Source organism: Brachybacterium huguangmaarense (assembly GCF_025725725.1).
Lineage (GTDB): Bacteria > Actinomycetota > Actinomycetes > Actinomycetales > Dermabacteraceae > Brachybacterium > Brachybacterium huguangmaarense.
The window spans coordinates 472,579-497,944 of record NZ_CP107020.1 but is presented as its reverse complement, the minus strand read 5'-3'; the positions used below and the strand labels follow the sequence as shown (position 1 = coordinate 497,944).

The 25,366-nt window shown below is 67.3% G+C and carries 17 protein-coding genes and 1 pseudogene; 10 read left to right on the top strand and 8 right to left on the bottom strand.

Features of this window, described 5'->3' with window-relative positions; genetic code table 11:
* The first annotated feature begins 677 nt into the window (after positions 1 to 677).
* The 6 genes from BRM3_RS02245 to BRM3_RS02220 all read left to right on the top strand — a co-directional run bounded on the left by BRM3_RS02245 (position 678) and on the right by BRM3_RS02220 (position 8,023).
* A complete protein-coding gene (locus tag BRM3_RS02245; RefSeq protein ID WP_263594485.1) occupies positions 678 to 1,016 on the top strand; it encodes a hypothetical protein in 339 nt (112 codons plus the stop codon).
* 105 nt (positions 1,017 to 1,121) lie between these two features.
* Positions 1,122 to 2,387, top strand: coding sequence for a hypothetical protein (locus BRM3_RS02240; protein ID WP_263594484.1), 1,266 nt, complete (start codon positions 1,122 to 1,124; stop codon positions 2,385 to 2,387).
* Positions 2,388 to 2,588: 201 nt separating this feature from the next.
* The gene (locus tag BRM3_RS02235) at positions 2,589 to 4,148 is read left to right on the top strand and encodes a polysaccharide biosynthesis tyrosine autokinase (protein ID WP_263594483.1); all 1,560 of its coding nucleotides are present in this window, start codon (positions 2,589 to 2,591) and stop codon (positions 4,146 to 4,148) included.
* Complete coding sequence (locus BRM3_RS02230) at positions 4,145 to 4,708, top strand: arsenate reductase/protein-tyrosine-phosphatase family protein (protein ID WP_263594482.1); 564 nt, start codon at positions 4,145 to 4,147, stop codon at positions 4,706 to 4,708. The genes BRM3_RS02235 and BRM3_RS02230 overlap by 4 nt, the downstream gene beginning before the upstream one ends.
* Before the next feature lie 358 nt (positions 4,709 to 5,066).
* Positions 5,067 to 6,851, top strand: coding sequence for an NAD-dependent epimerase/dehydratase family protein (locus tag BRM3_RS02225; RefSeq protein WP_263594481.1), 1,785 nt, complete (start codon positions 5,067 to 5,069; stop codon positions 6,849 to 6,851).
* A gap of 38 nt (positions 6,852 to 6,889) precedes the next feature.
* A complete protein-coding gene (locus tag BRM3_RS02220; RefSeq protein WP_263594480.1) occupies positions 6,890 to 8,023 on the top strand; it encodes a glycosyltransferase family 4 protein in 1,134 nt (377 codons plus the stop codon).
* Positions 8,024 to 8,056: 33 nt separating this feature from the next.
* On the opposite strand, the pseudogene BRM3_RS02215 reads toward BRM3_RS02220, so the two are convergent.
* The 7 genes and pseudogenes from BRM3_RS02215 to BRM3_RS02185 all read right to left on the bottom strand — a co-directional run.
* Positions 8,057 to 8,419, bottom strand: a pseudogene (locus BRM3_RS02215) (transposase); the annotation flags it as partial.
* Between the two features lie 7 nt (positions 8,420 to 8,426).
* Positions 8,427 to 9,752 carry an ISL3 family transposase gene (locus BRM3_RS02210; RefSeq protein ID WP_263595371.1) on the bottom strand — a complete coding sequence of 442 codons (1,326 nt, stop codon included), beginning with the start codon at positions 9,750 to 9,752 and terminating at the stop codon, positions 8,427 to 8,429.
* Positions 9,753 to 9,997: 245 nt separating this feature from the next.
* Positions 9,998 to 11,344: a lipopolysaccharide biosynthesis protein gene (locus BRM3_RS02205; RefSeq protein WP_263594479.1), complete on the bottom strand. Its 1,347-nt coding sequence runs from the start codon at positions 11,342 to 11,344 to the stop codon at positions 9,998 to 10,000.
* 126 nt (positions 11,345 to 11,470) lie between these two features.
* A complete protein-coding gene (locus BRM3_RS02200; protein ID WP_263594478.1) occupies positions 11,471 to 12,529 on the bottom strand; it encodes a polysaccharide pyruvyl transferase family protein in 1,059 nt (352 codons plus the stop codon).
* 31 nt (positions 12,530 to 12,560) lie between these two features.
* The gene (locus BRM3_RS02195) at positions 12,561 to 13,868 is read right to left on the bottom strand and encodes an O-antigen ligase family protein (protein ID WP_263594477.1); all 1,308 of its coding nucleotides are present in this window, start codon (positions 13,866 to 13,868) and stop codon (positions 12,561 to 12,563) included.
* The gene (locus tag BRM3_RS02190) at positions 13,865 to 15,070 is read right to left on the bottom strand and encodes a glycosyltransferase family 4 protein (RefSeq protein WP_263594476.1); all 1,206 of its coding nucleotides are present in this window, start codon (positions 15,068 to 15,070) and stop codon (positions 13,865 to 13,867) included. The genes BRM3_RS02195 and BRM3_RS02190 overlap by 4 nt, the downstream gene beginning before the upstream one ends.
* Before the next feature lie 111 nt (positions 15,071 to 15,181).
* On the bottom strand, positions 15,182 to 16,987 hold the full coding sequence (locus BRM3_RS02185) for a polysaccharide biosynthesis protein (protein ID WP_263594475.1): 1,806 nt from the start codon (positions 16,985 to 16,987) through the stop codon (positions 15,182 to 15,184).
* Between the two features lie 601 nt (positions 16,988 to 17,588).
* Here BRM3_RS02185 and BRM3_RS02180 point away from each other — a divergent pair.
* The 4 genes from BRM3_RS02180 (at position 17,589) to BRM3_RS02165 (ending at position 23,446) form a co-directional block, all read left to right on the top strand.
* Positions 17,589 to 17,930 (top strand): alkaline phosphatase family protein, encoded by a 342-nt coding sequence (locus tag BRM3_RS02180; RefSeq protein WP_263594474.1) that lies wholly within the window; start codon positions 17,589 to 17,591, stop codon positions 17,928 to 17,930.
* 243 nt (positions 17,931 to 18,173) lie between these two features.
* Entirely contained in the window at positions 18,174 to 19,223 is a 1,050-nt protein-coding gene (locus BRM3_RS02175; RefSeq protein ID WP_263594473.1) for an AAA family ATPase, read from the top strand.
* Between the two features lie 3 nt (positions 19,224 to 19,226).
* Positions 19,227 to 20,567 carry a DUF58 domain-containing protein gene (locus BRM3_RS02170; protein ID WP_263594472.1) on the top strand — a complete coding sequence of 447 codons (1,341 nt, stop codon included), beginning with the start codon at positions 19,227 to 19,229 and terminating at the stop codon, positions 20,565 to 20,567.
* The gene (locus BRM3_RS02165; RefSeq protein WP_263594471.1) at positions 20,564 to 23,446 is read left to right on the top strand and encodes a transglutaminase domain-containing protein; all 2,883 of its coding nucleotides are present in this window, start codon (positions 20,564 to 20,566) and stop codon (positions 23,444 to 23,446) included. The genes BRM3_RS02170 and BRM3_RS02165 overlap by 4 nt, the downstream gene beginning before the upstream one ends.
* A gap of 299 nt (positions 23,447 to 23,745) precedes the next feature.
* Here BRM3_RS02165 and BRM3_RS02160 read toward each other — a convergent pair whose 3' ends face one another.
* Positions 23,746 to 25,146 (bottom strand): NAD(P)/FAD-dependent oxidoreductase, encoded by a 1,401-nt coding sequence (locus BRM3_RS02160; protein WP_263594470.1) that lies wholly within the window; start codon positions 25,144 to 25,146, stop codon positions 23,746 to 23,748.
* Positions 25,147 to 25,366: the final 220 nt, after the last annotated feature.

Genomic DNA, 25,366 nt, shown 5'->3' with positions numbered 1-25,366 from the left:
GAGGGGCGCCTCCGCTGGTGAGGGGGTCAGCTCCGACGGTCCGGCCACCGGGCGCGGCTCTTCGGACGCGGACCACGGTGGGGCACGGCCTCGCGCACGGAGAGGACCTCGCGCACTTGAGACCTCGACGGTCGGCGGGCCGGGGACGGCGTGCGCCGGGACCTGGGCTTGAGGTACCAGCGCGGTGCGCCCGTGCTGGGCCTGACCATGTTGCGCCGGCCCGGCGCGCACGCGTCGTGACTCGACCGTGCAGTCCCGCTCCGACACGCCCACGCGCTGCCCACGGGTCGTCAGGTACCGGCGCAGCGCGCACGCTCTGCGGCGTGGCCCGGCTCGGTGTTGGGCCGGCGCGCACGCGTCGTGACTCGACTCTGCAGTCTCGCTCCGACACGCCCACGTGCTGGCCCTGGTCGGACGGTACCGGCCCGAGACGCCCGCGTCGTGACGTGGCTGTGCGGCGTCGGGCCGGCACCCCTCGGGCCGGCATCCCTCAGGCCGGAACGCTCGCCTGCGGGTCGCTCGTCGCCTCCGCTCCGCTCGCCGTCGCCGCGCCGCTCGGTGAGCCCTCGCCGCCCGCAGCCGGGCCGGCAGCTGCTCCACTGGCCGCCCGCGCTCCGCCCCCGGCCTGTTCCGCGCCGTCGGCGCTCGTCGTCGGTCGGCCCGGGAGCGCGAACGAGATGAGCGCGCCCGCCGCGGTGAAGCCGATGGCCCACCAGAAGGAGTGCTGGAACGCCCCGGTCAGCGCCGCCTGCGCTCCCGCGGCGCCGGCCCCCGACGCCACGCCCGCTCCTGCGGCCGTCGCCGCGCCGGTGAGGATCACCGCGAGCACCGCCGTGCCGAACGATCCGCCGACCTGCTGGGCGATCCGGGTGATGATGCTCGCGTCCGGGCGCGTGGTGCTGGACCTCGAGGTCGACCTCTCCGCGCAGTCCGGCCATGCGCTCGGCGAGGAGATGCGCCGCCTCCCGGAGTTCATCGAGCTGCGGGAGCAGGTGGCCGGGGCGATCGAGCACTGAGCAGGGGGTTGGAGGCCTGAGCGACGGGAACCCTCGCGCCTGCGCCGATAGTGTGTTGCCATGCTTCGTCGCGGATCCGTGCGCACCACTGCGGTGGGACGAGCCGTGAGCTGGCTGCGCCTTCACCAATGGTTGGTGCGTCCCTTCGCCCTCCTGCTCCTGTCGGGCGCACTCCTGTGGAGTTGCTCCATGCTCTTCTACGACACGGACGATGGCAGCTTCGCACGCGAGCTGATCTCCTCGGTCATCGGCACGATCCTGACGCTCGCGGCGGCCGGCCTTGTGGCGCTCTTCGCTCTGCGCCACCGCCTCGCCTCCCGCCGGGAGAAGCAGATCGTGCGGCGTTTCTCCGAGGACTCATGGAAGACGCGCGCGCTGACCGTGGGCGAGATGACGATCCCGCACATGAGCATCGTGGTGTCCTGCACGCAGGGAGTTCCCTGGACTCGACGCGCGTCATGCACCTACACCACCACGGGGGCGCGACGGTCGCGGCACCCGGCGGTGGACGCCGTTCGAGAGGAGTGGCTGCAGGGGGATCGGGAACGTGCCGACGCCCTCGGCCTCATGTTCGTCGATCTCGACGCAGCCGACCTTCTGGACGCTAGCCTCGAGCTGCGCGTCGAGAACGGACGACGCGTCCCTCACTACTCCTTCACGCTGGGTACGACCACGTACTTCGAGTTCGCGAGCACGGCGCTGAAGCTCGACCGCACACTCGTCGCCGACGACGGCTCCGAGCGCAGTCTGCGTGACGTACTGGGATGCGACCCCCACAGTGTCCTGGATGTCGGCGAGTTGCCGATCCCGGCGACCATCGGCTCGGGCACCGTGGCCGTCACGAGCAACAACCGGGTGCTGCTGAGCGTGCGGCTGCGCACGTTCGTGGCAGGCCCCGGCGACGCCGAGGGCTCGCGGCGCCCCGTCCATGTGGTCGCAGAGGGCCTGATCCCGACCGATGTCGACGATGACGGGAACTTCAGCCCGATCGCCGGCGCGCGGCGTGCGCTGCGTGAAGAGCTCCACGTCGGGCCACGGTCGGATCACATCGCCAAGGTCACGGATCTCATCGAGGTGGGATTCGCCTTCGATCACCAGCGGTGGCAGCCGTACTTCGTCTTTTTGGCACGACTGGACCGGACCTGGGCGGAGATCCAGCCCGGTGTTCATGCGGCGACGGACTCCTGGGAGTCCGCGATGCTGATCTCACTGCCGTTCGACATCGAGCACGCCGGGCTGCGACTCCTGCTGCAAGGACGGCACCCGGAGTTCCAGCTGGCGTCGAACCATGCGACAGCGGGTCTGTGGTTCGCTCTGCTCTATCAGCATGGGTTCGAGCAGATGCGCGACGAGCTCTCGTCCACGCGCTGACGCATCCGGCGTGCAGCGCGGCGCATCGATCGGTGTTCGAATGGACTCGGGCTAGACGCACACAGTATGGCGTGCGGTAAGTTAGCCCGCGGGACGCGGACCCCCCTCACGCGTTTGCACCGGTCGCCACGAGCAGCTCCGGTCGACCCGGCATCTCATCCCCCCTCCGCCGGGCCCTCGATTCGAAGAGAATGGACGCCCGTGGAGCTCCAGCAGTACTTGATCATCGTGCGCGAACGCTGGCGGTCCGCCGTGATCACCGCCCTCGTCGTCCTGGCCGCGGTCGTCGGTTACACACTCCTGCAGACGCCCACGTACCAGGCCACGACCAGGCTCTTTGTGCAGACACAGGCCGGCAACTCCATCGCCGAGTTGAGTAGCGGCGCGAACTTCGCGAGCCAGCAGATCACGAGCTACGCGGACCTCGCCACCTCCCCTCTCGTCCTGCAGCCCGTGATCGACCAGCTCGGCCTCAACTCGTCGCCGCACGCGCTCGCCAATGAGATCTCCACAACGGTGCCGCCGGAGACGCTGATCCTCGAGATCACCGCCACCTCCACGGACCCCGCCGAGGCCACGCAGGTGGCCGATGCCACCGCAGCGAGCCTCCAGTCGACGGTCGAGCAGCTGGAGTCGAACGGTACGGCGTCCACGGTGCACCTCACCGTCGTCTCGCCGGCTGTCGAGCCCTCGTCCCCAGCCTCCCCGAAGGTGCTCCGCAACATCGCGCTCGGCGTGGTTCTGGCCGTCCTGGCGGGCCTTGCCGTCGCGATCGTCCGTGAGCTGCTCGACAACCGCGTTCGCCGGGCGGATGACATCGAGAAGGGCTTCGACCGGCCTGTCATCGCGACGATCCCTGCCAGCCGGGACGCCAAGAATCTTCCCCTCATCTCGGCACAGCATCCGTTGAGCCTCCAGGCAGAGGCGTACCGAGAGCTGCGCACCAACCTGCAGTTCCTCGGCTTCTCCGAGGGTCGCCGCAGCATCGTGGTCACGTCATCGCTCTCGGGGGAGGGGAAGTCGAGCTCCGCGCTCAACCTCGCCTACGTCCTGGCGCAGTCCGGAGCCCGGGTGCTGCTGATCGATGCCGATCTGCGGCGCCCGTCCCTCCACGAGTACCTCCATCTCGAGGGCGGGGCCGGCCTGACGAGCGTGCTGATCGGCGAGGCCGATATCGAGGACGTCTCTCAGCCGCTCGACGTCGAGGGCCTCGACGTCCTCACCTCGGGCCCCATCCCGCCCAACCCGAGCGAGCTGCTGGGCAGCGCCCGGATGGAGAAGTTGCTGCACTCCGCCACGGATCTGTACGACATGGTGGTCGTCGACTCCGCTCCATTGCTCGCCGTGACCGATGCGGCTGTGCTGAGCCGGCTCACTGGCGGCACTCTGGTGGTGGCCCAGAGCGAGCGGGTCAAGAAGCAGCAGCTCGCCCAGGCGCTCGAGAAGCTGGAGGCCGTGGAAGCTCGCCTTCTCGGTGTCCTGCTGAACCGGGTTCCCTCCCGTTCACAGGGTGTGTACGCCTACCGGTACTCGTACGCGCCTGTCATCTCAGACACCGACGGGAACCCCAGCGATGAATCGCAGCGCTCGGACGAGCGACCTTCCGACGCAGACAAGGCAACCGAGGCGGTGCACCGTTCAGGCGTCAGCGCCGGCACGGTGAGCGGTCATCGCGTCCATCACGGTCGGCCGTCTTCGGGGCGACGAGCCGAGCCCAAGGCATGGCCCGTGGCTCCGGGAGCAGGCGAGCACCTCTGGTGACGGCCGGGACGATCCTGGTGGTGTGCACGGCGAACATCTGCCGGTCACCGGTGGCGGCAATGCTGCTGGGGCATGAGCTCGGAGAGCTTGGCATCTCGGTCACGAGCGCCGGCACCCATGCACTCGTCGGCAGCTCGCCGGCACCCGAGTCTGTCGACTTCGTCCGCATGCGCAGTGGTGCAGAGCTGGAGTGGCATGGTGTGCAGCTCACGAAGGCAGCAGCGGAAGTCCCGGATCTCATCCTCACGATGACGGAGGAACAGCGGTCGTGGATCGCCCGGCTGGCGCCGCGAACAGTGCGGCGGACTTTCACCCTGCTCGAGTTCGCCCGCGTCGTGAATTTGCTGGATGACGACGCGGCATTCGCATCCCTCACGGACTTGGTGCGAGCCTGCGTCCCATTGCGCCAGCGAGCGAGCCTGGACGACGAGCCCAACGATGTGCCGGACCCCTTCGGAGGACCGGCCGAGGGGTACGAGACCAGCTTCCGAACCGTCGAGGATGCGACGCGCAGAGTCTCTCGTGCGATCAGCCGATACCTCATGGCCGCTTCCTCCTAACCCTAGGCCCGAGATTCTCCCTGAATCGTCGCTTCGACAAACCAAGGACCATCCCCATGACGTTCGCGTTCTCATACGGGCAGGGCGCCGAAACTGAAGTTACTGGCGCGCTCTTGCCGCTTCTTCGGCCTTCTGCTGGAAAGGGCCCACAGAGGTGACCGGCGGAGCACTGGCCGTGGTCGCCTGCGCCTTCATCGTCAGCCTCATTTCTCCCTTCGCATTTCGTTCGCTGCTGCGTACCTGGGGTGTCATTGACGTACCCAATAATCGGTCATCGCATACGTCCCCGACGTTGAGGGCCGGCGGGTTGGGGCCTCTCGCCGGCGGGATCGCCGGGACGGTCGTTGCGGCAGTAGCCATGCCCTCCGAGCTGGCCGCCATTGCCACGGCGGCCATCGTCGCTGTCGCCTTCTCGGCCCTTGGCTTCATCGACGACCTGCTCGGGCTTCGGGCAAGCTTGAGACTCAGAGTGCAGGCGATCATCGGGGTGGTCGCGGCGATCGTCTCCGTGGCTGTCACAGGGTCATCGGCATGGTTCATCCCGTTGGGGGCGCTCCTGCTCGTCGGCTACGTGAACGCGGTCAACTTCATGGACGGGATCAACGGCATTTCCAGCCTCCACGGGGCGATCGTCGGCGCCGCGTTTGCTGTGACCGGTATGCTCGCCGGTCCTGCGTGGCTGACATATATGGGACTAACGATCGGGGCCGCCTTCATCGCCTTCCTTCCCTGGAATCTTCGGAGGGATGGATTCTTTCTCGGCGACGTCGGCAGCTATCTGCTGGGGGGCGCGATCGCGATCACGGCCGTCTTGGCATACGGGGAAGGCCTTCCGGCGTTGCTGCTGCTGGCGCCTCTATCCATCTACCTCGCCGATACTGGTGCAACACTCCTTCGACGCTTCGTCCACGGTGAGTCGATCACGTCCCCCCATCGGACTCATGCTTACCAGCGCTTGACCGATACAGGGATGCCCCACCTCTGGTCCGCAGGGCTCGTCACCACCTTCACCGCCGGCAATGCGGTGGCCGCCCTCGGCGCCTATGCGCTCAACTTACCCTTATGGACCGCCTGGATCGCGGTGGTCGCGCTCTGTGTCATCTACTTGTGCGTTCCACGTCTGCGCGGATCGCGTCTCGCCACACCCGGATATGATCTGCCGGCGGCCGAGACGGGCAGGCCGCTACGCGTCGATAATGACTACCACCCACAAAAATGGGCCGTCATCGGCGCCTCCGGCTTCGTCGGTTCGGCTGTTGTCTCGGAGCTCCAGCAAAGAGACTTGGATGTGCGTGCGGTCACAGCGCCTCGGCTGTCGCTATCGCCGGGGTGCGTGGATCCCGCGAGCGTCCTCGCCCTGGCCACCGATGACCGCGTCACTGATGAACTCTCGCGGCAGCTTGAAGGTGCGGACGTCGTGGTGAATGCCGCCGGAGCTGCTTCTCCCGACTCAGCGGCGGACTCGTCACTGTATGGGGCGAACGCACTCCTGCCCGCCGTGATCGCGATAGCCGCGGAGCGAGCGCAAGTGTCACGAGTTATCCATCTCAGTTCGGCCGCAGTGCAGGGACGACGGCCGCGGCTCGACGACTCGGTGGATGTCGCCCCCTTTTCCGCCTACTCGCACTCGAAAGCCCTAGGAGAACGGATTATCTTGGCGCACGGTGCCACCGCGACTCGGAATCGTCTCGTCATCCTCCGAGCTACGTCTGTTCAGGGACCGCACAGACCCACTACTCTTCGACTCATCCGGCTGGCCCGGTCGAGAGCGGCAAGCGTCGCCGCTCCAGGGACCAACCCATCTGTGGTCAGCAGCATCGACCAACTCGCTGCCACCGTTGTTGACCTCGGGCTCACGCACTCGGAGGTGCCGGCCATTGCTCTCCAGCCGTGGGAAGGCCTCACCGTGCGGCGCGTGCTCGAGGCTGCTGGGGGCAGGCCCCGAGTGTTGCCGGCATGGATGTGTCGCGGCGTGCTTGTCCTCGCTTTTGGGGCCGGACGAGTGACGCCTCGCTTCGCCGGCACCGCTCGTCGACTGGAAATTATGTGGTTCGGGCAGGACCAGGAGCCGGGATGGAATCAGTCTCAGCGCGAGGGTGAATCGGCTGAGCTGTTACGCATCCTGGGAAGAGAGGCGGTGTGATCGTGAGGAAACGAGATTCGCGTGCAATACTTTTCGGCGTGACCGTCGATTACCAGCTCAGATACCATGATGGGCTCTATCAGCGCCTGGCGGATGTGGGCTGGGATATCCACCTCGTGTCCAGCGAAGGCCCCCTTGGGGCACGAATCGCCGAGCATCCAGGCGTCACCCTTCACGTCGTGAAGATGGCAAGGGATCCGCGCCCTCTCTCTGACCTCGGTTCGTTGTGCCGATGGCTCGCACTCCAATGGAAGATCCGCCCCGCCGTCCACGTCGTGGGCACGCCCAAGGCGGGACTGCTCGGAAGCCTGTCCGGCTTCATCGCTCGGACTCCCGAAAGAATATACGAGATACACGGCTTACGCCTGGAGAGTGCAGCGGGGAAAGGGCGTCTCCTTCTTCGGGAAATCGAGAAGGCGGTGTGCTCGATGTCCACTCGAGTTATCGCGGTGGGGAGCTCGTTGCGGGCCAAGGTGATCGATGAGGCCGTCGCACCGAAAGGCAAGGTCGAGGTCATCGGCGTTGGTAGCCCTAACGGCGTGGACGTCGAGCTGTTCGAGAGAGCGCGTAGGGATCAACAGGCCAACGACTCATTGCGCGCCTCGCTTTCCATCCCGTCCGATGAGCCTGTCGTCACTTTCGTCGGACGATTGACGGCCGATAAAGGCTTGGAGGCCCTGAGGAAAGCGATGGCCACGGTGGAGAGGGAGACCTCCGCCCAGCTTCTCATCGTCGGGGGTGTGGATGACGAGTCGGGTCGCCGCGGAGCAGCCGACATACGTGCCGCCCTGCCGCGGGTGACGTTCGTCGGGGATGTCGAGGATGTTGCATCGTACTTGGCGATTTCGGATGTGTTCTGCCTACCGAGCCGACGCGAGGGACTTCCAACTGTTGTCTTGGAAGCGTTCGCCGCGGGCGTGCCGGTGGTCGCGACTGCCGCCACGGGAATCGTCGACATCGTCAGGAACGGGGAGACGGGACGACTGGTGCCGGTGGATGATTCAGAAGAGCTTGCCTTGGCGCTGCTCGCATCCATCCGAGATACGGCTGCCTCACGCCAGATGGCGGAGGCTGCGCTCTGCTTCGTCAAGCAATGCTATTCTCGTGACGTTGTCCAGCGGGAATGGGTGAAAACATTGCAGACCGACCGCGGGGTGTCCTCTGATCATTGATGTTCTGAGCGGCGAGCACGTGTGGCGTAACATGATAGCCCCCGTCGGGCCATTGCTCGGGCTTGACCGGTCGAAGTGTGCCAGGAAATCGGCGGCGCGCTTGGACAGCGTCCGGCCCTAGGGAGGCGAGCTCTTTCAGCCCGACGGGAACGCCTGTGGCGACGGAGGCGTTGGCCGCGGCCATGAGTTCGCGGCCGTGAGCGCGGTCCTCGCCGCGATAGACGGCGACCATGCCCTGGTAGATGCACCAGTTCGTCTCGACCGCGGCGTGCTCGTCGATGACGAACAGGGCGTGGGTGCGCTGCTTCTGTTTGTCTGTGAGCAGGTCTGCGCCGGTGTGCAGTGTCCGTCTGGCCTTGTAGAGTGGTCGTCTTTTCGGCCTCGCCGCCCGTATAGCGGATCTTCAGAGTTGAGTGTGGGGTGAGGCGTCGAGGCCGCCGGTGATCAGGAGCATGCGGAGGCGGTAGTGCTCGAAGTTCCGGAACCCGCGGGCGATGCGGCGGCCGAGCTCGATGATTCCGTTGATGGCCTCGGTTCCGCCGTTGCTCGCGCCGTCGGTGTCGAAGTAGGCCAGGAACGCTGTCCGCCAGCGGCGCAGAGTCTTCCCGAGCCTGGCGATCTCCGGGATCAGGCAGGACGGCAGCTTCTCGATCAGCTGCTCGGCGAGGCGTCGGCCCCGGGGAAGGGTGGGCTGGTGGAACACTTCGCGGACGTCTTGGGCGCACTGGTAGGCGACCTCGACCGCGACATGATCGGGGTAGGCCGCGAACGCACTGGCCAGCCGGTTCAGTTGGCAAGACGTGAGGCGTTCGCACCCCGCGCGGAGGAGGTGGCGGATCCCGTAGAGAGGGTCGCCCTTGCGGCCTCGGTGGCCGAGGGTCTCCTGCTGGACTCGGCGGCGAACGTCATCGACCGCAGCGCCGGCGAGCTTGACGATGTGGAAGGCGTCCAGCACGCAGGTCGCGTCCTCGAGCTGGTCATCGATCGCGTTCTTGTAGCCCTGGAACGGGTCCAGCGTTGCGATCTCGACCCGCTTGCGGAACTCCTCGCCCCGCTCGTCCAGCCAGTCTCGGTAGGCGCTGCCGGATCGGCCGGGGACGAGATCCAACAGCCTCGCGGTGGGGTAGGGACCACGGGCCAGGTCGACCATGCCGGCGAGCTCCTTCGGGCCGCGCCTGCGCGGGTCACGGTGGTGCCAGATGTGCTCGTCGACGCCCAGGACCTGCACGCCCTCGAACCTGGACGGATCGCCTGCGGCCTGGGCCAGGACGGGCTGGACCTGGGACCAGAGCGTGTTCCAGGTGGTGCCGAGCTGCCGGGCCAGACCCTGGATCGTCGCTCCCTCGGCCCGGAGCTGGCCGATCGCCCACCGGATCGCGCGCGTGCTCAGCAGCCCCCGCGGAGCGCAGACCTGGGAGTCCTGCTCGATGAATGAGACCACCGCGTAGACGTCCTCGAGGCAGATCCAGCGGCGCTTGCGCCACCGGATCCGCACCGGCCTGCCGGCCCAGGGCGCATCGATCATCTCGACCATCATACGGCCGTGACCAGTCGCAATGACTCCGCAGCCAGGGCAGCCCGTGACCGGATCACAGGACTCCACCTCGAGCACCAGGCCCGTTGGAGCCTGCGTCACCGCGACCAGGTGGCGGCTTGGGAAGTCGAGGAGAACATCGCATCGGTCGCAGCGATCGAGCGCGTCAGGGCATACACAACTATGGTTGGGCATCGTCGAGGCCCTTGAGATCAGCGGGGGTAGAAGTCCGCTCATCATCGGGGACCTCGACGCTTACCCCCAGCTACCCGACCCAACCGGCGCGCCCACACTCAACTCTGAAGAGCCAGATATCACCTATCCATGCGGCACTCCCGATCTTGCAGCCGCGCCCGCGACGTTGGCTGCTCGCTTCTCGACACCAAAGGCGTCCAACCGCTGCGGCCCTCTCAAATCGGACGAACCATTCAGCGGCGTCGTCAGCGCCCAGCTCCAGATCGCCGTCCACGAAACATAGCGCACGTCGACACACATTCACGACGAAAAATGAGTAAACTTGCGCAGATGCCCAGGACCACCAGAAGAGCAAACCACAGCGGTTCCAGTCGGGCCGAAGCGAGCCCCGCACACACTGCAACCCACAGAGAAACGCCGACAAAATCACGCAATGGGAAGCCAACCAAAATTACGCGACGCAAGAAAAGCATCCGCAGCGCCGCAGTGATCAACTGGCCGAGGAGTAAAGACAATGGCGCAGCAAACAACCCAAGAACTGGGTACGCGGTGAGAAGCACGACAACACTCGTCGCACCCCCGAACAGTGTTGACAGAAACGTCCACAGTGTCCGACCCTCAGCAGCATATATTTGCGCGAGAAATGTGCCGATGCCGGCTACGAGGGCGGCGCATGCATACATCGGAGCCAACTGGGCGCCATCGGCGAGCGCCGAGCCCAGCATGACGCGGTACAGAAGGGGAGTGGCCAACAAGAAGAGCCCGCCCAGAAGTCCTGAAACACGCACATACTTCAATAAGGCATTCTCGAAGTAGACTTCGCGGCCCTCCCTGCCGCTGCGCTCGTAAGCACTCTCCTGCCATGCCGCCGTGAAGATGGCACTGGCAAAGACCAGCAACGACGTGTACCGGGTGGCCGCACTGACAAGCCCGCTCTGAGCATACCCCCCGACAAGCGCGACATAGACAGTGGAAAACTGCGAAAGCGCCCAGTAGGCCGCCGCACTCAATGCCAGAGGAGTAGCAAATGACAGAATCTCGCGAAGCTCACGAGGAACGATCAGGCGACCAAAATTTCGCAGCAGCCGAAACTTTGCTTCGAGAAATACCCATCCTATAATGTACCCGCCGGTGGGAGAGAGAAGCATGATGGCCGGATCTCGGAAATCGCCCAGGACGGCCGCGACGGCGATCGCTAACTGCGTGAGCGAGGCGAGCACACCGGAAATGACAAAATATAGGGCGTCACCAAGACCGCGCACATAGTTCTGCCATAATGAGCAAAAAGCGAACATCGCGCCGTAGACAAAAGTCGGCTTCGCAAGGCCGGTCTTGAGGAAGTAATCGGATAAGAAGACTGTGACGCCGAGGATCGGCAGTGCCAGCACACAGAAAGCTGCGGACGTCACAAAGGTGGATTCGGACTGTGCCCTGTCCCTGTGCCGCGCAATGGTCGCTCGTAAGACCGCGGTCCAGATCTCGACGAAGACGACCGACCCAAGCACAGCCGCGATTGAAAGCGCAACATTGGCCCGCCCGAAGCTATCTGCGGAAAGCAGGCGAGAGTACAGAGGCAACAGGACGATCGACACCACCTTTGCCAAAGACTGGCCGACTCCGTACACCAGCAACTTTCTCAGCAATGCGTCGCACACTCCATGAGCTGAGCCAAGGGCAGCCGATAGATCCAGAGGGACCCGGGAAAGCGTTCACATCGACTAGCGTTCACTGCGCGCGACCTTACGGGAACCAAGTCTCTTGCGGGCCTGAAGGCCGAAGCGAACAAGATCGATCATCGCACTACGTCGTGAGTCGAGGGACGGCGCGTTCGTCGAGAACTGGCTCTTCCAGTATTCAATGGCGTCCAAAGGCATGTGGATAGAGGTGTCGAAGTCACACTCGACGAGTTCGGCAAGCCCACCGATGTCGTGGCGCATGAGGATCGGCAGGCCAAAGTCACGGTGCTTCTCGACTGCTCGGTTATCAATTGCGACCACTATGGAGCGTACACCTAGTTGCAGGGCACGAATGCCCGCATGAAGTCTAGTCCCCACAAAATCCGCATCTTCCACTAGCGCTTGGTCAAAGGCCTCAATGGTTGGCGCGAGCAGCTCCACCTCAGCGCCCTCGGCACTGAGGAGGGATGCGTATTCGGCATCTCCATATCCTTGAGGCCATAAACGAACTCGATCGTAGGAGCCCTCAAGTGTACGCAGCATCTGCAGATCTCTGGCAGGATCACGATCATAATCGGTGACCGTCGTGACGACATTACGAGACTTGGTCGTCGGGACGGTCGCGCAGTGTTCCGGCGTAAGCGACCACATTGTCGCACAGCCCGTGTTTACGACGTTCTTGAACCCCATTCTGGAAATTTGGTATAGGGTGTAGTTATCCCGCACCGAATGTATGGCGGTCGCCGAAAGCGCCCTTCGATACACACTGCGACTGTACGCCGTGGAGTCATCGTGGTAGCCGCGCCAGCCTACACCCACGAGAGTGACTGGGGCCGCGAATGGCGCCGTGAAAGCATTAATATCCCAATGCGGTGCCATGAGACCAATTTTCCCGGCCAGCAAGTTGCTCCCCAGGGCAAGCCGAAAATCGGCATCCATGAAGTGTCGCATGTGCAGGGAGAGGGGCGTGTGCGTCGAAAGAGTCACGACGAATGTATTGTCCAACAGGAAGTCGAGTTGGGCTCGCGCACTACGGGAAATGATATGGTCGCCGAGGTTGATGCTGCCGACGGAGGGATCAAAGAGAACTGCTTTTTTCATTCGCTTGCCTTATTTTTCGGGGCCTGAGCCGCTAATGTATTGTCTCCCTGACGATCCTGGATTTAGCATGGGATGCGGCGACAAATAGAAGTATGCCGATGGCCAGCCAGAAGAGGCGAACGTTGTTTAGTGAAACGGAGAACGATCCGGCCAGCATGACAAGGGCAATATCCCGAGACGTGACCGCAACCGCCGTGCTGCTGCGGAGACTTCTCAGGATGATCCAGAACAACAGAGCAAACGTCACCACGGCGACAATGAGACCCGACTCGGCCGATACCTGCAGATACGTGTTGTGTGCTATTGTCCCGGAGCCCTCCAACTGCTGAGCGACCTGACCGTAGGAACCGAGCCCGATACCGGTTATGGGGTTCTCCGAAATGATCTCCACCGCGGTGCTCCATGCCTGCTGTCGACCAGATCCTTGCTCGCTGAGGGCCCCGGGGAAATTTGAGAACGTCGTCCAAACTCGTTGCACCGCATAACTGCCTTGAAAGAGCATGGAGAGGGTGTTGCGCACGGCGAGAAGTGATGCTATCAGGATAGCCCCGAGAACGAGCACAAGAGGCAGCCTAGGCGAAGCGCTCGACTGCGAGCCCGATCTATTCCCACGCACCCACGCGAACAAACGCAGTGCAAGGTAGGCTACCAGAACAATGCTGGCGGTCTTCGATCCGGACATGATGACGCCCACGGAGAGTACCGAGCAACAGAGAGCGCGTCTCATCACACCGAGATCACTGTTTCTGGTGAAGATGGCAATCGCCGACACCAGTGTCAAGCCAAGGTAGTTCGGATCGTCGAACAGACCTCGGAAACGGATGCCCAAATAAAAGAGTCGTGTGTGCAGGGTGGAACTCGGCACTGCCATCGCGGTAATCCCGACCAGAGTGACTGCCACAGCTCCGCTCGCGAATATACGGAAAAGGTACGTCGTCAGACCCGTCACCGCGAGGCTATAGCCGACGATGAGGTACATTCCCAGCGCCAGCTGCTTCATAGTGTCACGCAGGACGGGGGCGAGCGGAGGAATGAAGTCATATTTGTCCGGTGTGACGAACGCCGCTATACCGAGCGAGAGAGCAGTCGTCGTCAGGATATACACAACTGCGCCCCTGGGTGCGATTAAGGCGTGTCTCAATGCGAGCGTCAGTAGCAACGGTAGCAGGATGATATCAGCAACCGATATGTTCGCCCCCGCAATGACGCTCGCCTGGTTGAACGCCAGCGCCAACCCTGCCGATATGACTCCCACGACGTTTCGAAGCGGGTTAGAGTCATTGTACGGGGTCGTTGCGTACGCGGCCGCGCTTTGGTGGACGGTCGAGTCTGCGGTCATTGGTGCGCCTGCCGTCGGCTGTTCCAGAACGTTTCCATAAATCGAGCCCGGCGAGGGGCAAGGATCTCGTCAGTGTACTGCTGCGAGCGATGAAAGTTTGACTGTGCCATGCTCCTGAGTGTCTCTAGGCTCAGCCCTGCGATGAGTTGTGCGAGGTCTTCAGCGCTGCGCTTTCCAAAGAGGAACTTATCGGCGATGAGTTCGGGATTTCCACCGACCGGGGTGGCGGCTACGGGACACGCTCGTGACATGGCTTCGATCACGGCCCGAGAGAGCCCTTCTTGGTGGCTCGGCTGCACGTAAAGATCCAGGTCGTCATAAAAGGTCTTCATGGCATCCTTACCGAGCGGTCCTAGAAACTCTACGGACGACAGTACGCCATTGTTTTCGGCGATGGTGCCAAGGCGGCTGGCATCGCCGTTCCCTGCAAGCTTGTACCGATATTCCGTATTCGGCGATAGGGACTTGAGGATGCTCAGCGCACGGATAACCGTGGCATGGCCCTTGTAGGGCACATCCACGGCGCAGGCCGTGCCCAATGTGAAGCGTGCGCGACCGCCGAGTCGATCGATTGCGGCGAGTCGTTCAGTCAGACGCTCCTCGGTTCCTGGGGTAATGACGACATCGGAGCAGCTAATGCTCTGACCGGTCGTCGGATAGCGGCGCTGCAAGAATCTGGAGGTCACGTAGATTACGAACGGTGCGTTTCGGCAGACGCGCCTCATGGCGAGGGTCGCGAATGGGGCCAGGAGTTTTCCACGCCATCCGTGGTTCCAGAGAGAGTCCCATGGGCAGCCTACTGCTTCGACCAGATATGGTTTGCCCAGCTTCCGTGCCGCTTTAGCAGCAATGGTTCCGGCCGCTCCGGGAAGGCGGACGATGACAGCCTCGCTGTTCTTGACTTCTTCGGTGATAGCGCGGCGCCGGACGGCTCGCGTACGGATTCCCAAGAAGCTTCTTAAGGATTCTTCAACATTGGGAAGCGCACGAAATGAGCTAGGGTTGAGCGGGAAAGGCTCAAATTTCTGGCGCGCTTCCTCCGGTGAAAAGGTGTCGCGATCGACCCTGAACATCACCCGCAGGTCTTCCGTACATCCAAGGTAGCGCGCCCAGGTCTCTGCGTTATAGCTGCCGTCAGTGTATTGCTTGCTGTCCGAGTCGACTTTGAGCTTCTCCCCACCATGGATGAAAAGTAGAGCCATCGCTCCTCCTTGGGTTTGTTGGGGGTACCCACCTGGGTCCAGTCTCTAGGGTCAAGAGTCGATCCGGCGGTGCCGAAGTTTGGGGGGGTCGGTCGGGCAGTGTCGCTGGGGTTAAACGTGTTGGGGTCTAGCCCCATCGAAGAGTTCGTAGCAGATGAACTCAGGGTCTGCTGACGGCACCCGGGCATGGGAGATCCGGGGATGTACGCGAGTGCCGACGTGCTCGTTGGTCGAGAAGAGGTCCTCGTGCAGCTTTTCGCCGGTCCGCAGCCCGGTGAAGATCACTTCGACCTCCTTGCCGGACATCTCGATCATGCGCTGCGCCACGTCGAGGATCCGCACGGGCTCGCCCATGTCGAGGATCATGACTTGGCCATCCTGCCCGATGGCTCCGGCCTGGACCACCAGCTCGCAGGCCTCAGGAATCGTCATGAAGTACCGGGTGACGTCGGGATGAGTGACCGTGACCGGCCCGCCCCTTTCGATCTGCGCTTGGAAGGTGGGGATCATGGAACCGCGTGAACCCAGCACGTTGCCGAACCGCACGGAGACGTAGCTGCCGTTGTCTTGCCGGGCGGCCCACGCGGTGAGGCGCTCGGCCATGCGCTTGGAGTGGCCGAGCACGCTCGTCGGGTCGGCCGCCTTGTCGGTCGAGATGTTCACGAAGCGCTCGACGTTGATGTCGAGTGCGGCGTGGAGGACGTTCAGGGTGCCCAGCACGTTCGTCTTCCATGCCTCGTGCGGATACTGCTCGAGCATGGGGAGGTGCTTGAGGGCGGCCGCGTGGAAGACCACGTCTGGCCGGCGGTCTCGGAAGATTGCGACGAGGGAGTCCCGGTCACGGATGTCGGCGAGGATCATGTCGTCGGTGTCCAGCAGGCCGTGCCCGACGATCGAGATCTGCGTGGAGTGCAGTCCGGACTCGTCGCGATCGAGCATGTAGAGCTCGCTGGGGCCGAACTTGTGGATCTGTCGGCACAGCTCGGAGCCGATCGAACCGCCGGCGCCGGTGACGAGCACGCGCTTGCCGGACAGATATCCGGCGACCGAGGAGAGATCGATCTCCGCGGGGTGTCGGCCGACGAGGTCGTCGACGGAGACATCGCGCAGGCTCGATGTGGTCCGCTTCTGGGTCAGGGCCTCGTTGATCGAGGGGAAGACGAGCATGCGGATGCCGAGCGCGTCAGTCTCATCGTGAACGGCGCGGAGGAACGACGAGTCCACGCGGTTCAGGCAGATGACGATGCCTTCGGTGCCTGTGGCCTCCACGATCGGTGCCAAATCGGTGCCCGGGCCGAGCACGCGAAGCCCGTTGAGCACGAAGCCGCGCTTGGAGGGGTCATCGTCGATGAATCCGACCGGCTTGAACTCGGAGAGCGGGTCGACCGTCATCTGGCGGACGACAGAGTGCCCCAGCTCTCCGGCACCGTAGAGCAGCACGGGCACGGCGCTGATGCCCGGGCCCATACGGTTTTCGATCAGGCGACGGAACACCAGGCGCACTCCACCCATGAGCAGGAGTGCCATGGGGAAGATCGCGAGCACCACGCTGCGCGGGATCGCGAGGGTGGCGAGCACGACGACGGTGAGCAACAGCCAGACCCCGAAGGCGACGAACGAGAGCATCCGCGCCTCATCAAGGGAGCCCACGACATAGCGCCGGCGGTAGAGGCCGGTGAGCGTTCCCCCAGTGATCATGAGGGCTATCGCGAGCAGAGACACGAGGGAGACGTTCTCCAAGGCGTGGCCCCACACCACGTCGGAGGATTCGTCCGCGAGCAGGTAACGCGAGACCGTGAGCACCAGGAGCGTCGCGAACCAGGCCGCGGCGTCGGTGATGACGGCAAGCCACGGAGGGAACGGTCGGGTACGACGGGACACTGCCACAGTGGGGACGGTTTCGAGTGACGTGGCCATCGAGCGGCGGACTCCTCGCATGTCTCCTGCAGCGGGGGGACTGCAGGCCATGAGCGACCCCTGAAGCGAGCACGGACTGGGACAAGTGCCGTGCCAACGCACCAGAGGTGAGACGTGCGGACCCGGCTCCGGGGGGTGAGTCTGCATCCGCTCCGGCAGGCTGAGTGCGCCTGGCACCCACATGGGGGGACACCTGACCGGGTCTATCGCGTGCTCTACGGTACAGCGCTCGGCTCACCCTCGGCGACGCGGCGTGAGCAACAGCGCCCGTCTCGCGATCTCCATGCATCGTTCGATGCGTTCGCCATACGCGGCACGAACCGCCATGTGAAGAAGGGTGTCCCGGGCGTCTGGGCGCTGACCTGGGGAGATGGCGCCGCGTGGTGGACGGGACGGAGATTGGCAAAGCTGAAGCCGGTGATTGGATGGGCTCGATCGTGAGGGACACGCGTGTTCACATGGTGGACCCTCGATGGGCCGACGGAGGCTCGAGCGTCTCGTCGGGACCCCTTGACCGATATCGCGCAACGCGGATGTCGACACCGACCTCCTCCTGAGGTTCACCCGCCAGGCGGCGGGCACGGGCCTCGCCGTCGCCATCGTGCAGGAGACGGACCTCGCCGGGCATTTGCAGGACGCCGAGAGGTGGGCGTGCCTGCTCGAGACCGCGAGCGCGGCGGTGGGGGAGATGCTGGCGGCGTCGGCCCCGGAGGACCTGCTGATCGTGACGGGCGACCACGGCAACGACCCCACGCTCGGGCACAACTTCCACCCCCGCGAGTACGTGCCGGTGATGGCCATGGTCGGGCCCGACACGCCCGCGTTGCGCGGGGTGCGTTTCGCGTCGCTCGCCGACGTGGGCGCGACGGCCGCGCGATGGCTCGGACTGGACGAGGGGCTGCTCGGGAACGGGATCGCGGCGGGGGAGATCATCGGGGAGTGACGGCGATGCCGGAGGAGACGGACCGACCGGCCCGCCGAGTTCCTTTCCTCCCACGGATCCGCACCGTGCAGACACCGGTCGACGGCGGCGCGGCACTCGCGTGCCCTGAGCACAGTCGATGCGGCGCCACGCGCCACTCTGTCCAGCCCGCCTTCGTACACTGGCACCCGCGGCACCGACCCGCGCATCGTGAGCACGACGCGCACTCCCACCCGCGACGCCCGTCCGAAGGAGCACCCGCCGATGACGCTCTCCCCGACCTCACGGCACTCCGCGCCCGAACCTGATGCGCCGACGCCCGGCCACCTGGCCACCCCACCCACCCTCGACACCCCCGCCGCCGAGGCCATCGCCACTACCGTCCGCCGGGTCACCGACGAGGTCGCGACCGTGGTCGAGGGCAAGCGCGAGGCGATCGAGCTGACCGTGCTCGTGCTGCTCGCGGGCGGCCATCTGCTCGTCGAGGACGTGCCCGGGGTGGGCAAGACGATCCTGGCCAAGTCCCTGGCCGCGGCGCTCGGCGCCGGGCGCCGCCGTATCCAGTTCACGCCCGACCTGCTGCCCGGCGACATCACCGGCGCGAGCATCTTCAACCAGGTCACGCGCGACTTCGAGTTCCGCCCCGGTGCCGTGTTCACCAATGTGCTGCTCGCCGACGAGATCAACCGCGCCTCCCCGAAGACCCAGTCCGCCCTGCTCGAGGCGATGGAGGAGCGGCAGGTCACGGTCGACGGCGCCACCTACGGCCTCGAGGAGCCGTTCATGGTGATCGCGACCGCCAACCCCGTCGAGATGGAGGGCACCTACCGCCTCCCCGAGGCCCAGCGCGACCGCTTCACCGCCCAGATCTCCCTGGGCTACCCGGTGCCCGACGCCGAGGCCCGCATGCTCGCCCACCAGGGTGGCCCGGTGCGCCCCGGCGCACGGGAGATCGTCGATGAGATCACCGCAGTCACCGAACCCGCCACGATCGCCTCTGCCATCCAGGCCGTGCGCACGCTCCACGCCGACCCCAGCCTCTTCGACTACGTCGTCCGCCTCGCCCGCGCCACGCGCGAGCACCCCCGGATCGCGCTCGGCGCCTCCCCGCGTGCCGGCGTCCACCTCGTGCGCGCCGCCAAGGCCCACGCCGTGGCCGACGGCCGCACCTGGCTGCAGCCCGAGGACGTGCGCGCCGTCATCGACCCCGTCTGGCGCCACCGCCTGCACCTGACTCCACAGGCCCTCTCCCGCGGCTCCCACGCGAGCGAGATCCTGCACGAGGTGCTCGACTCCGTCGCGGTCAGGGCCTGAGGCATGACGGGCACGATCCTCCCGGTGCGGCCCACCGCACGGGGCCTCGCCCTGCTGATCGTGACCCTCCTCCTGCTCGCCCTCGGCGGCCTGACCGGCCTCGCGGCCGCTCGCGGCGTCGCCGGCCTGCTGCTCGTCGCCCTCGCCCTGTGCCTCGTCTGCACGGCGCTCGCGCTCGTCGGCCTGCGTCTGCGCCGCGCCGTGCGCGACGAGGCCGTCTCCGCGCCGGGCCTCGCCCGCGTGGACCTCGAGCTCGCCCCCGGCGCCCTCGTGCGCCACCTCCCGCTCGCACGCGGCGTGGTGCACTGCGAGCTGCCCGACGACCTCGGCGGACCCGGCGACCTGCCGCTCGCCCCCGCCATGGGCCATCACCTGCCCGTCGCCCGCCGCGGCGTGCACCCGCTCGGCCGCGTCGAGACCCGCGTGCGCGACGTGCTCGGCCTATTCGAGGCGCGCCGCGCCCAGGACCTGCCCGGCTCCGTCATCGGCCTCCCGGTCATCGACGAGGTCGACGCCGACCTCGTCCGCCGCGCCGGCCTCGACCGCCGCGGCACCCCGCACGGCGCCGTCGCGAGCGGCCTCGGCGAGATCGGCCCCCTCGCCCGCCCCTACGTCGAGGGCGACGACCTGCGGCGCGTGCACTGGCGCGCGAGCGCGAAGGTCGGCACCCTCATGACGCGCGAGGACGAGCCCGCCGTCTCCCAGACCGCCGTCGTCATCATCGACGGCCGCCGGCGCGGCGCCCTCGACCTGCCCACCGAGGACCGGCTCGTCGCGATCGCCGCCTCCCTGTGGTCGCTCCTGCGCTCGCGCGGCTGGGCCGTGCGCGTGCTCGACGCGCGCGGCGACGAGATCGTGCACGCCGCCGCCGAGTCCGACCCGCTGATCCCCGGTGCCGAACCCCTCATCGACACCCGCGCCGCCACCTCCGTGATCGCCCGCGAGACCGACGCGATCGAGGTGCGCGAGGCCCTCGTCTCCCTGGCCCGATTCGACTTCACGCGCGACGGCGGCCACGAGCGGCGCAGCGCGGGCGGCGTGACCACCGGGGACGTGGCCCTCGCGATCGTCGTCGCCCCCGACGACGCCGGCCCCGGCGAGAGCGGCCACCGCGCCGCCGACCGCGAGCTGACGGGGCACGGGGGCGTGGCCCCCGTCGGCGGATGGGGCCGCGTGGTCGACCTCGAGGGCCTGTGCGGGCGCGCCGGGCGCCGCCTGGCCCTGCTCGTGAGCGGCAGAGCCGACGCGAGCGCCGAGCGTCTCGGCTCCTGGGTGTTCGTGCACACGTCCCGCCGCGCGAGCGTCGCCGACGCCCTCGAGGCCGCCGCGGAGGAGGCGTCATGAGCGCCCCGGACATGCTCGCACCCCCGCGCGACCGATCGTCGTCGGGCGGGCCCGACATGCCGCGCCCCCAGGCACGGCGGACCGCCGGTCGACGCCGCCTCGGCGCACGCACCCCGGGGGCGCCCCGGCGCAGCCTCATCCTGCTGCTCGCGATGCTGCTCGCGTGCTCGCCGCTCTCGCTGCTCATCGACGGCGCCGCGTGGCTCACCCTCACGGCCACGGCCGCGATCGTCGTGATCGGCGTCGGCGCCGCCCTGCGCGCGCTCGTGCGGTTCCCCGCGCTCGTGGCCCTCGGCCAGGTGCTCGCCGTGATCGTGCTCGTCGGCTGCACCGAGGTGGTGACCCGTGCGCTCGAGCCCGCGCGGCTGCTCGCCCCGAGCGAGACGATCGGCGCCCAGATCGCCGTGATCGCCGACGGCATCGCCCAGCTCGGCGGCTCCCAGCCGCCCGTCGACCTCGCCGCGCCCGGCGTCGTCGTGCTCATGCTCCTGCTGGCCCTCGTCGCCCTCGCCCTCGACCTGCTGTTCGTCGACCTCGGCCAGGCCACCCTCGCGGCGCTCGGCCTCGTCGCCTTCGCGCTCTCGCCGGCGCTCATGTTCCCCGACGGCGGCCCCTGGTGGACGATCGCCGGACCCGTCGCGGGCGCCCTCCTCGTGCTCGGCGCCCGCGCGCTCGGCTCCCTGCGCACGGGCGCCGTCGTCGTCGTGACCTGCGTGATCGTGCTGGTCGTGGGACCGACTGTCGCCGGTGTCCTGCCCCAGCGCGTCCCCGCCCCGTACCCGCTGACGATCGAGGCGCTGAACCGGTGGGCGGGCCGCGACGGCTCCGTCTCGCCCGTCATGATCGACGACTCCGTCTCCGTGCGCCGCGAGCTGATGCGCGCGCAGGAGACCCAGCTGCTGCGCTACACGACCGACGACCCCGAGCCCGGATACCTGCGCCTGCACACGCTCTCCTCCTACCACGACGGGATCTGGGGGCGGCTCGAGACCGCGGAGCAGCAGGAGGCGTCCTTCTCCGATCGCCGCAGCGCCGACGAGCCGCTCGACGGCATGCCGCGCTACGACATCACCGTCGACGCCCTCGACACCGACGCGCTGCCCGCCCCGCAGAGCATCCGCTGGGCCGACACGGGCGACCTGCCGCTGCGAGGCGTGACCGACTCCCTCGGCGAGCTCAGGCTCGAAGGGGGCCTCGCGTCCCTGCGGGACTACAGCTACGCCGTGCAGTCCGAGGCGCGGCCGTTCGGGGAGAACGACCTCCGCGGCGTGACCGAGGACCAGATCGGCAGGCCCGACGACCACGGCATCGCGGTGTTCGGACTGCCCTCCGCGATCGTCACCCTCGCCGAGCAGGTGCGCCACGACGCGGGAGCGGTCGGCGCCTACGAGACCGCGCGTGCTGTCGAGACCTATTTCCGCACCACCTACGACTACGACCTCGAGGCCCGCACGCCCGACGGCGCGGACCCGCTCACCTCGTTCCTCGAGGACAAGCGCGGCTACTGCGAGCAGTTCGCGGCGACGTTCGCGCTCATGATGGACGCGCTCGGCTACCCGACGCGCGTGGCCATCGGCTTCACGGCCGGCACCACGGACGGCGACGCACGCGTGGTCACCAACCACAACGCGCACGCGTGGCCCGAGGTGTGGTTCGGACCCGACTACGGCTGGGTGCGCTTCGAGCCCACCCCGGCCGCGGCCGACACCGGCATCAGCCTGCCCGACTACGCCCAGCCCGGCGACCAGCCCGCTGACGACGCCTCCCCCGACGTGGCCGAGCTGCCGCCCGGCGCGGCGAGCACCGCACCGGAGGTGCCGACCGAGGCCCCGACGACGACGGCTGCTGCTGCGGCGGACTCGGGCGTCGGCCCCCGCGAGGTGATCCAGGGCGTGCTGCTGGCGCTGGCCGCCGTCGGGCTCGTCGCGCTCGCCGTCTGGCTCGGACTGCGCCGGCGCGCCGCGGTGCTCCGGGAGCGCCGGTGGAGCGAGGCGCTGGCCGCGGAGGACCCGACCCGCGCGGCGGCGCTGCTCGCATGGGACGAGATCGACGCCCTGGCCGGAGGTAGCGGCACGAAGGGCGGCGGGCGTGGCAGCCGCGAGGGAGGGGCGGCCGGTGACGCCCGCTCGGCGGATGGCGCACGCTCGGGGGCGGAGACAGGGGCGGGGCCTGCAGCCGCTCTAGGCGGAGCGATCGCTCGGGCCCGGGGGAGCCTCGGCCGGCGATCCTCGGCGGTCCGGTTGAACCTGGCGCTCCCGCCCCGTGAGGCGCTGGTCGACCTGGTCGACCAGGTGCGCCATCGCGGGATCGCCGTGACCCAGGACGACAAAGCCCATGCCCGACGCCTCGCCGACGCCGTGACCTGGGCCCGGTACGCGCCCCCAGGGGTTCCGGCACCGGATCTCGGGACGGACGAGGACGGTGGTCTGGGGATCGGGGAGGTCGGCGAGAGGGGAGCCCGGAAGGCGGCGCCGAGCAGCGAGAGCGTGCGACCGGCGGCGAGCGGGGAGGGCGCGCGGCTAGCGGCAGCGAACGACGAGAAGGTGCAGTTGGCGGCGGCGAACGACGCGAAGGCACAGCCGACGGCGCCGAGGGATGTCGATGCGCGGTCGGCGCGGAGCGACGAGGTGCTGTTGTCAACGGCGAGGGACGACGATGCGCGGTCGTCGGCGAGCAGCGAGGACATGCGGTCGCCACGTGCACACGAGCTGGCGCGGCCGTCGCCGCCGAGCAGCGACGGGGCGCCCGCCGCAGCGGTGCCCGACAGCGAAACGCGCCCGTCCCAGACCTCAGCCCGACACCAGGCCGAGACTGTCCGGGCCGACGCCGACCACCTCGAAGCGATGATGCGGCGCCGACCGCCGCGGAGACGGTTCTAGGGGCGAGCCGGCGGGGGCCTCTCCGAATGTCACCGCACGGCACTTGTCAGCACGGATAGGTGCCGTGCGCTGGCGCTCGACCAGTTCCGCAGGGGGCCGGCGCGTGTGCCGGATGCGGGTCTGGACGAGTGCCACGTGACGGCACCTATCAGCATGGATAGGTGCCGTCAGCTGGCATTCGGCCCGGTCGACGCCGCGGCCCGACGCCAGACCCAGCCCGACGCGCCCCGACGCCCGCCAGCCCCGAGGCTCGACACCCTGACGCGACCCGACGCCTGATGCGCCCCGGCCCCCGCCCCTCAGGCCAGGTGGCCGGGCCCGAAGTGACGCTCGCCGCTCAGGCGGTCGAACTCCTTCTGCGCCGCGACGGAGTCGATCTCGCCGATCACGGGGTTGGGCTGGTGCGTCGAGCGCGTCCCGGAGTACAGCGACAGCAGGTTCATGGTCACGGCGCGCCGGTTGCGGTGCCCGATCAGCTTGGTCACGTGCACGCCCAGCCACGCGAACCACCCCGCGGTGCCCGTCAGGCCCGGCAGATGGGGGATGTCGGCGATCGCGGCGCGCCGGCCGATCGTCGCCATCGTCCCGAGGTTCGTGTACGTGAACGGCTCCTTGGCGCCACCGGCCACGTCAGCGTGGATCATCTTGGCGACATGCTGCCCGGCCTGGATGGCGGGCTGGGCGAGCTGGGGCAGCGGGTCGTCCTGCGCGCTCACGTCGCCGGCCGCGTACACGCCCGGGCAGCCCTTGACCTGCAGGGTGTCCTCGACCTCGATGCGCCCGCTCTTGGCCTGCGGCAGCCCCCACTCGCGCACGATCTTCGCGGCCGCGACGCCCGCCGCCCACACGGTGATGTCGGACTCGACGAGGGAGTCGTCGTCCAGCCGCACGAAGTCGTAGCCGACCTCCTTGACCCCGTGGCCCAGGCACAGCTCCACGCCGCGTGCCTCGAGCTCGCGCGCGGCATAGGCGCGGTACTCCGGCTCGAACTCCTTGATGAGGTCCGTGCCGCGCTGGATCAGCCGGATCAGCAGCGTGCCCGGGTCCATCTCCGGGTAGAGGATGTCGAGCTCCTGGCGACGGAAGTCCGCGAGCGCACCCGCGATCTCGACGCCCGTCGGGCCCCCGCCGACGATCGACACGCACAGCTTGTCGGCCTCGCCGGCGCGGCTCGTGCGCTCGAGCTCGGCGAAGATGCGGTCGCGCACCCGCAGCGCCTGCGCGCGCGTGTAGAGCGGCATCGCATGCTCCTCGGCGCCCTGCGTGCCGAAGAACGTCGTCGTCGCGCCGTTGGCGAGCACGAGGTAGTCGTACGACATCTCCAGCGGCTCCGAGGCGCCCTCGAGCCGGACCACCTTGCGCTCGGGGTCCACCCCGATGACCTCGCCCTGGCGGTAGCGCATGTTGGGCACCTTGAGGGAGAGCCCGCGCAGCATCATCGTCACGTCGCCCGGGTTCAGGCCGGCCGTGGCCACCTGGTAGAGCAGCGGCTGGAACGTCTTGTACATGTTGCGGTCGATCAGGGTGATGCGCACACGGGTGTTCCGCAGGCCGATCACCGCGTTGGCCCCGGCGAAGCCGCCGCCGACCACGATGACGTGAGGCCAGCTCGCACCGTCCTTCGCGGGGATGGTGCGCCGCCGTCGCGGGGCGGGTTGTGTGGCGCTGTCGTGTCGATCGACGGGCAGAGGCACGGACATGGGACTCCTTCGAGCTGCCGTTTACGGGCCGCGCCGCCTGCCCGGGTGGGCGGTGTCGCTGAGCCCGAGGGTTGGGGGCGGGAACAGCGGCGGCATCTTCGTCACCGCCCCCGACCATAGGCGAACTCGCCCCGAAAGGGGAGCGCCGGACGTGCGCGCAGCGCGAAAAGCGGTGTCTGTCCGACCACGTGGACGGCCGGCGAACGCCGTCGACGCCCCG

Bases quoted from the DNA above. Each gene is read 5' to 3' on its own strand.
- BRM3_RS02170 (WP_263594472.1), top strand. From the start codon at position 19,227: ATGACGGGCACGATCCTCCCGGTGCGGCCCACCGCACGGGGCCTCGCC.
- BRM3_RS02225 (WP_263594481.1), top strand. From the start codon at position 5,067: ATGCCCTCCGAGCTGGCCGCCATTGCCACGGCGGCCATCGTCGCTGTC.
- BRM3_RS02210 (WP_263595371.1), bottom strand. From the start codon at position 9,752: ATGCCCAACCATAGTTGTGTATGCCCTGACGCGCTCGATCGCTGCGAC.
- BRM3_RS02245 (WP_263594485.1), top strand. From the start codon at position 678: ATGAGCGCGCCCGCCGCGGTGAAGCCGATGGCCCACCAGAAGGAGTGC.
- BRM3_RS02185 (WP_263594475.1), bottom strand. From the start codon at position 16,987: ATGGCCACGTCACTCGAAACCGTCCCCACTGTGGCAGTGTCCCGTCGT.
- BRM3_RS02190 (WP_263594476.1), bottom strand. From the start codon at position 15,070: ATGGCTCTACTTTTCATCCATGGTGGGGAGAAGCTCAAAGTCGACTCG.
- BRM3_RS02195 (WP_263594477.1), bottom strand. From the start codon at position 13,868: ATGACCGCAGACTCGACCGTCCACCAAAGCGCGGCCGCGTACGCAACG.
- BRM3_RS02160 (WP_263594470.1), bottom strand. From the start codon at position 25,146: ATGTCCGTGCCTCTGCCCGTCGATCGACACGACAGCGCCACACAACCC.
- BRM3_RS02200 (WP_263594478.1), bottom strand. From the start codon at position 12,529: ATGAAAAAAGCAGTTCTCTTTGATCCCTCCGTCGGCAGCATCAACCTC.
- BRM3_RS02175 (WP_263594473.1), top strand. From the start codon at position 18,174: ATGACGCTCTCCCCGACCTCACGGCACTCCGCGCCCGAACCTGATGCG.
- BRM3_RS02165 (WP_263594471.1), top strand. From the start codon at position 20,564: ATGAGCGCCCCGGACATGCTCGCACCCCCGCGCGACCGATCGTCGTCG.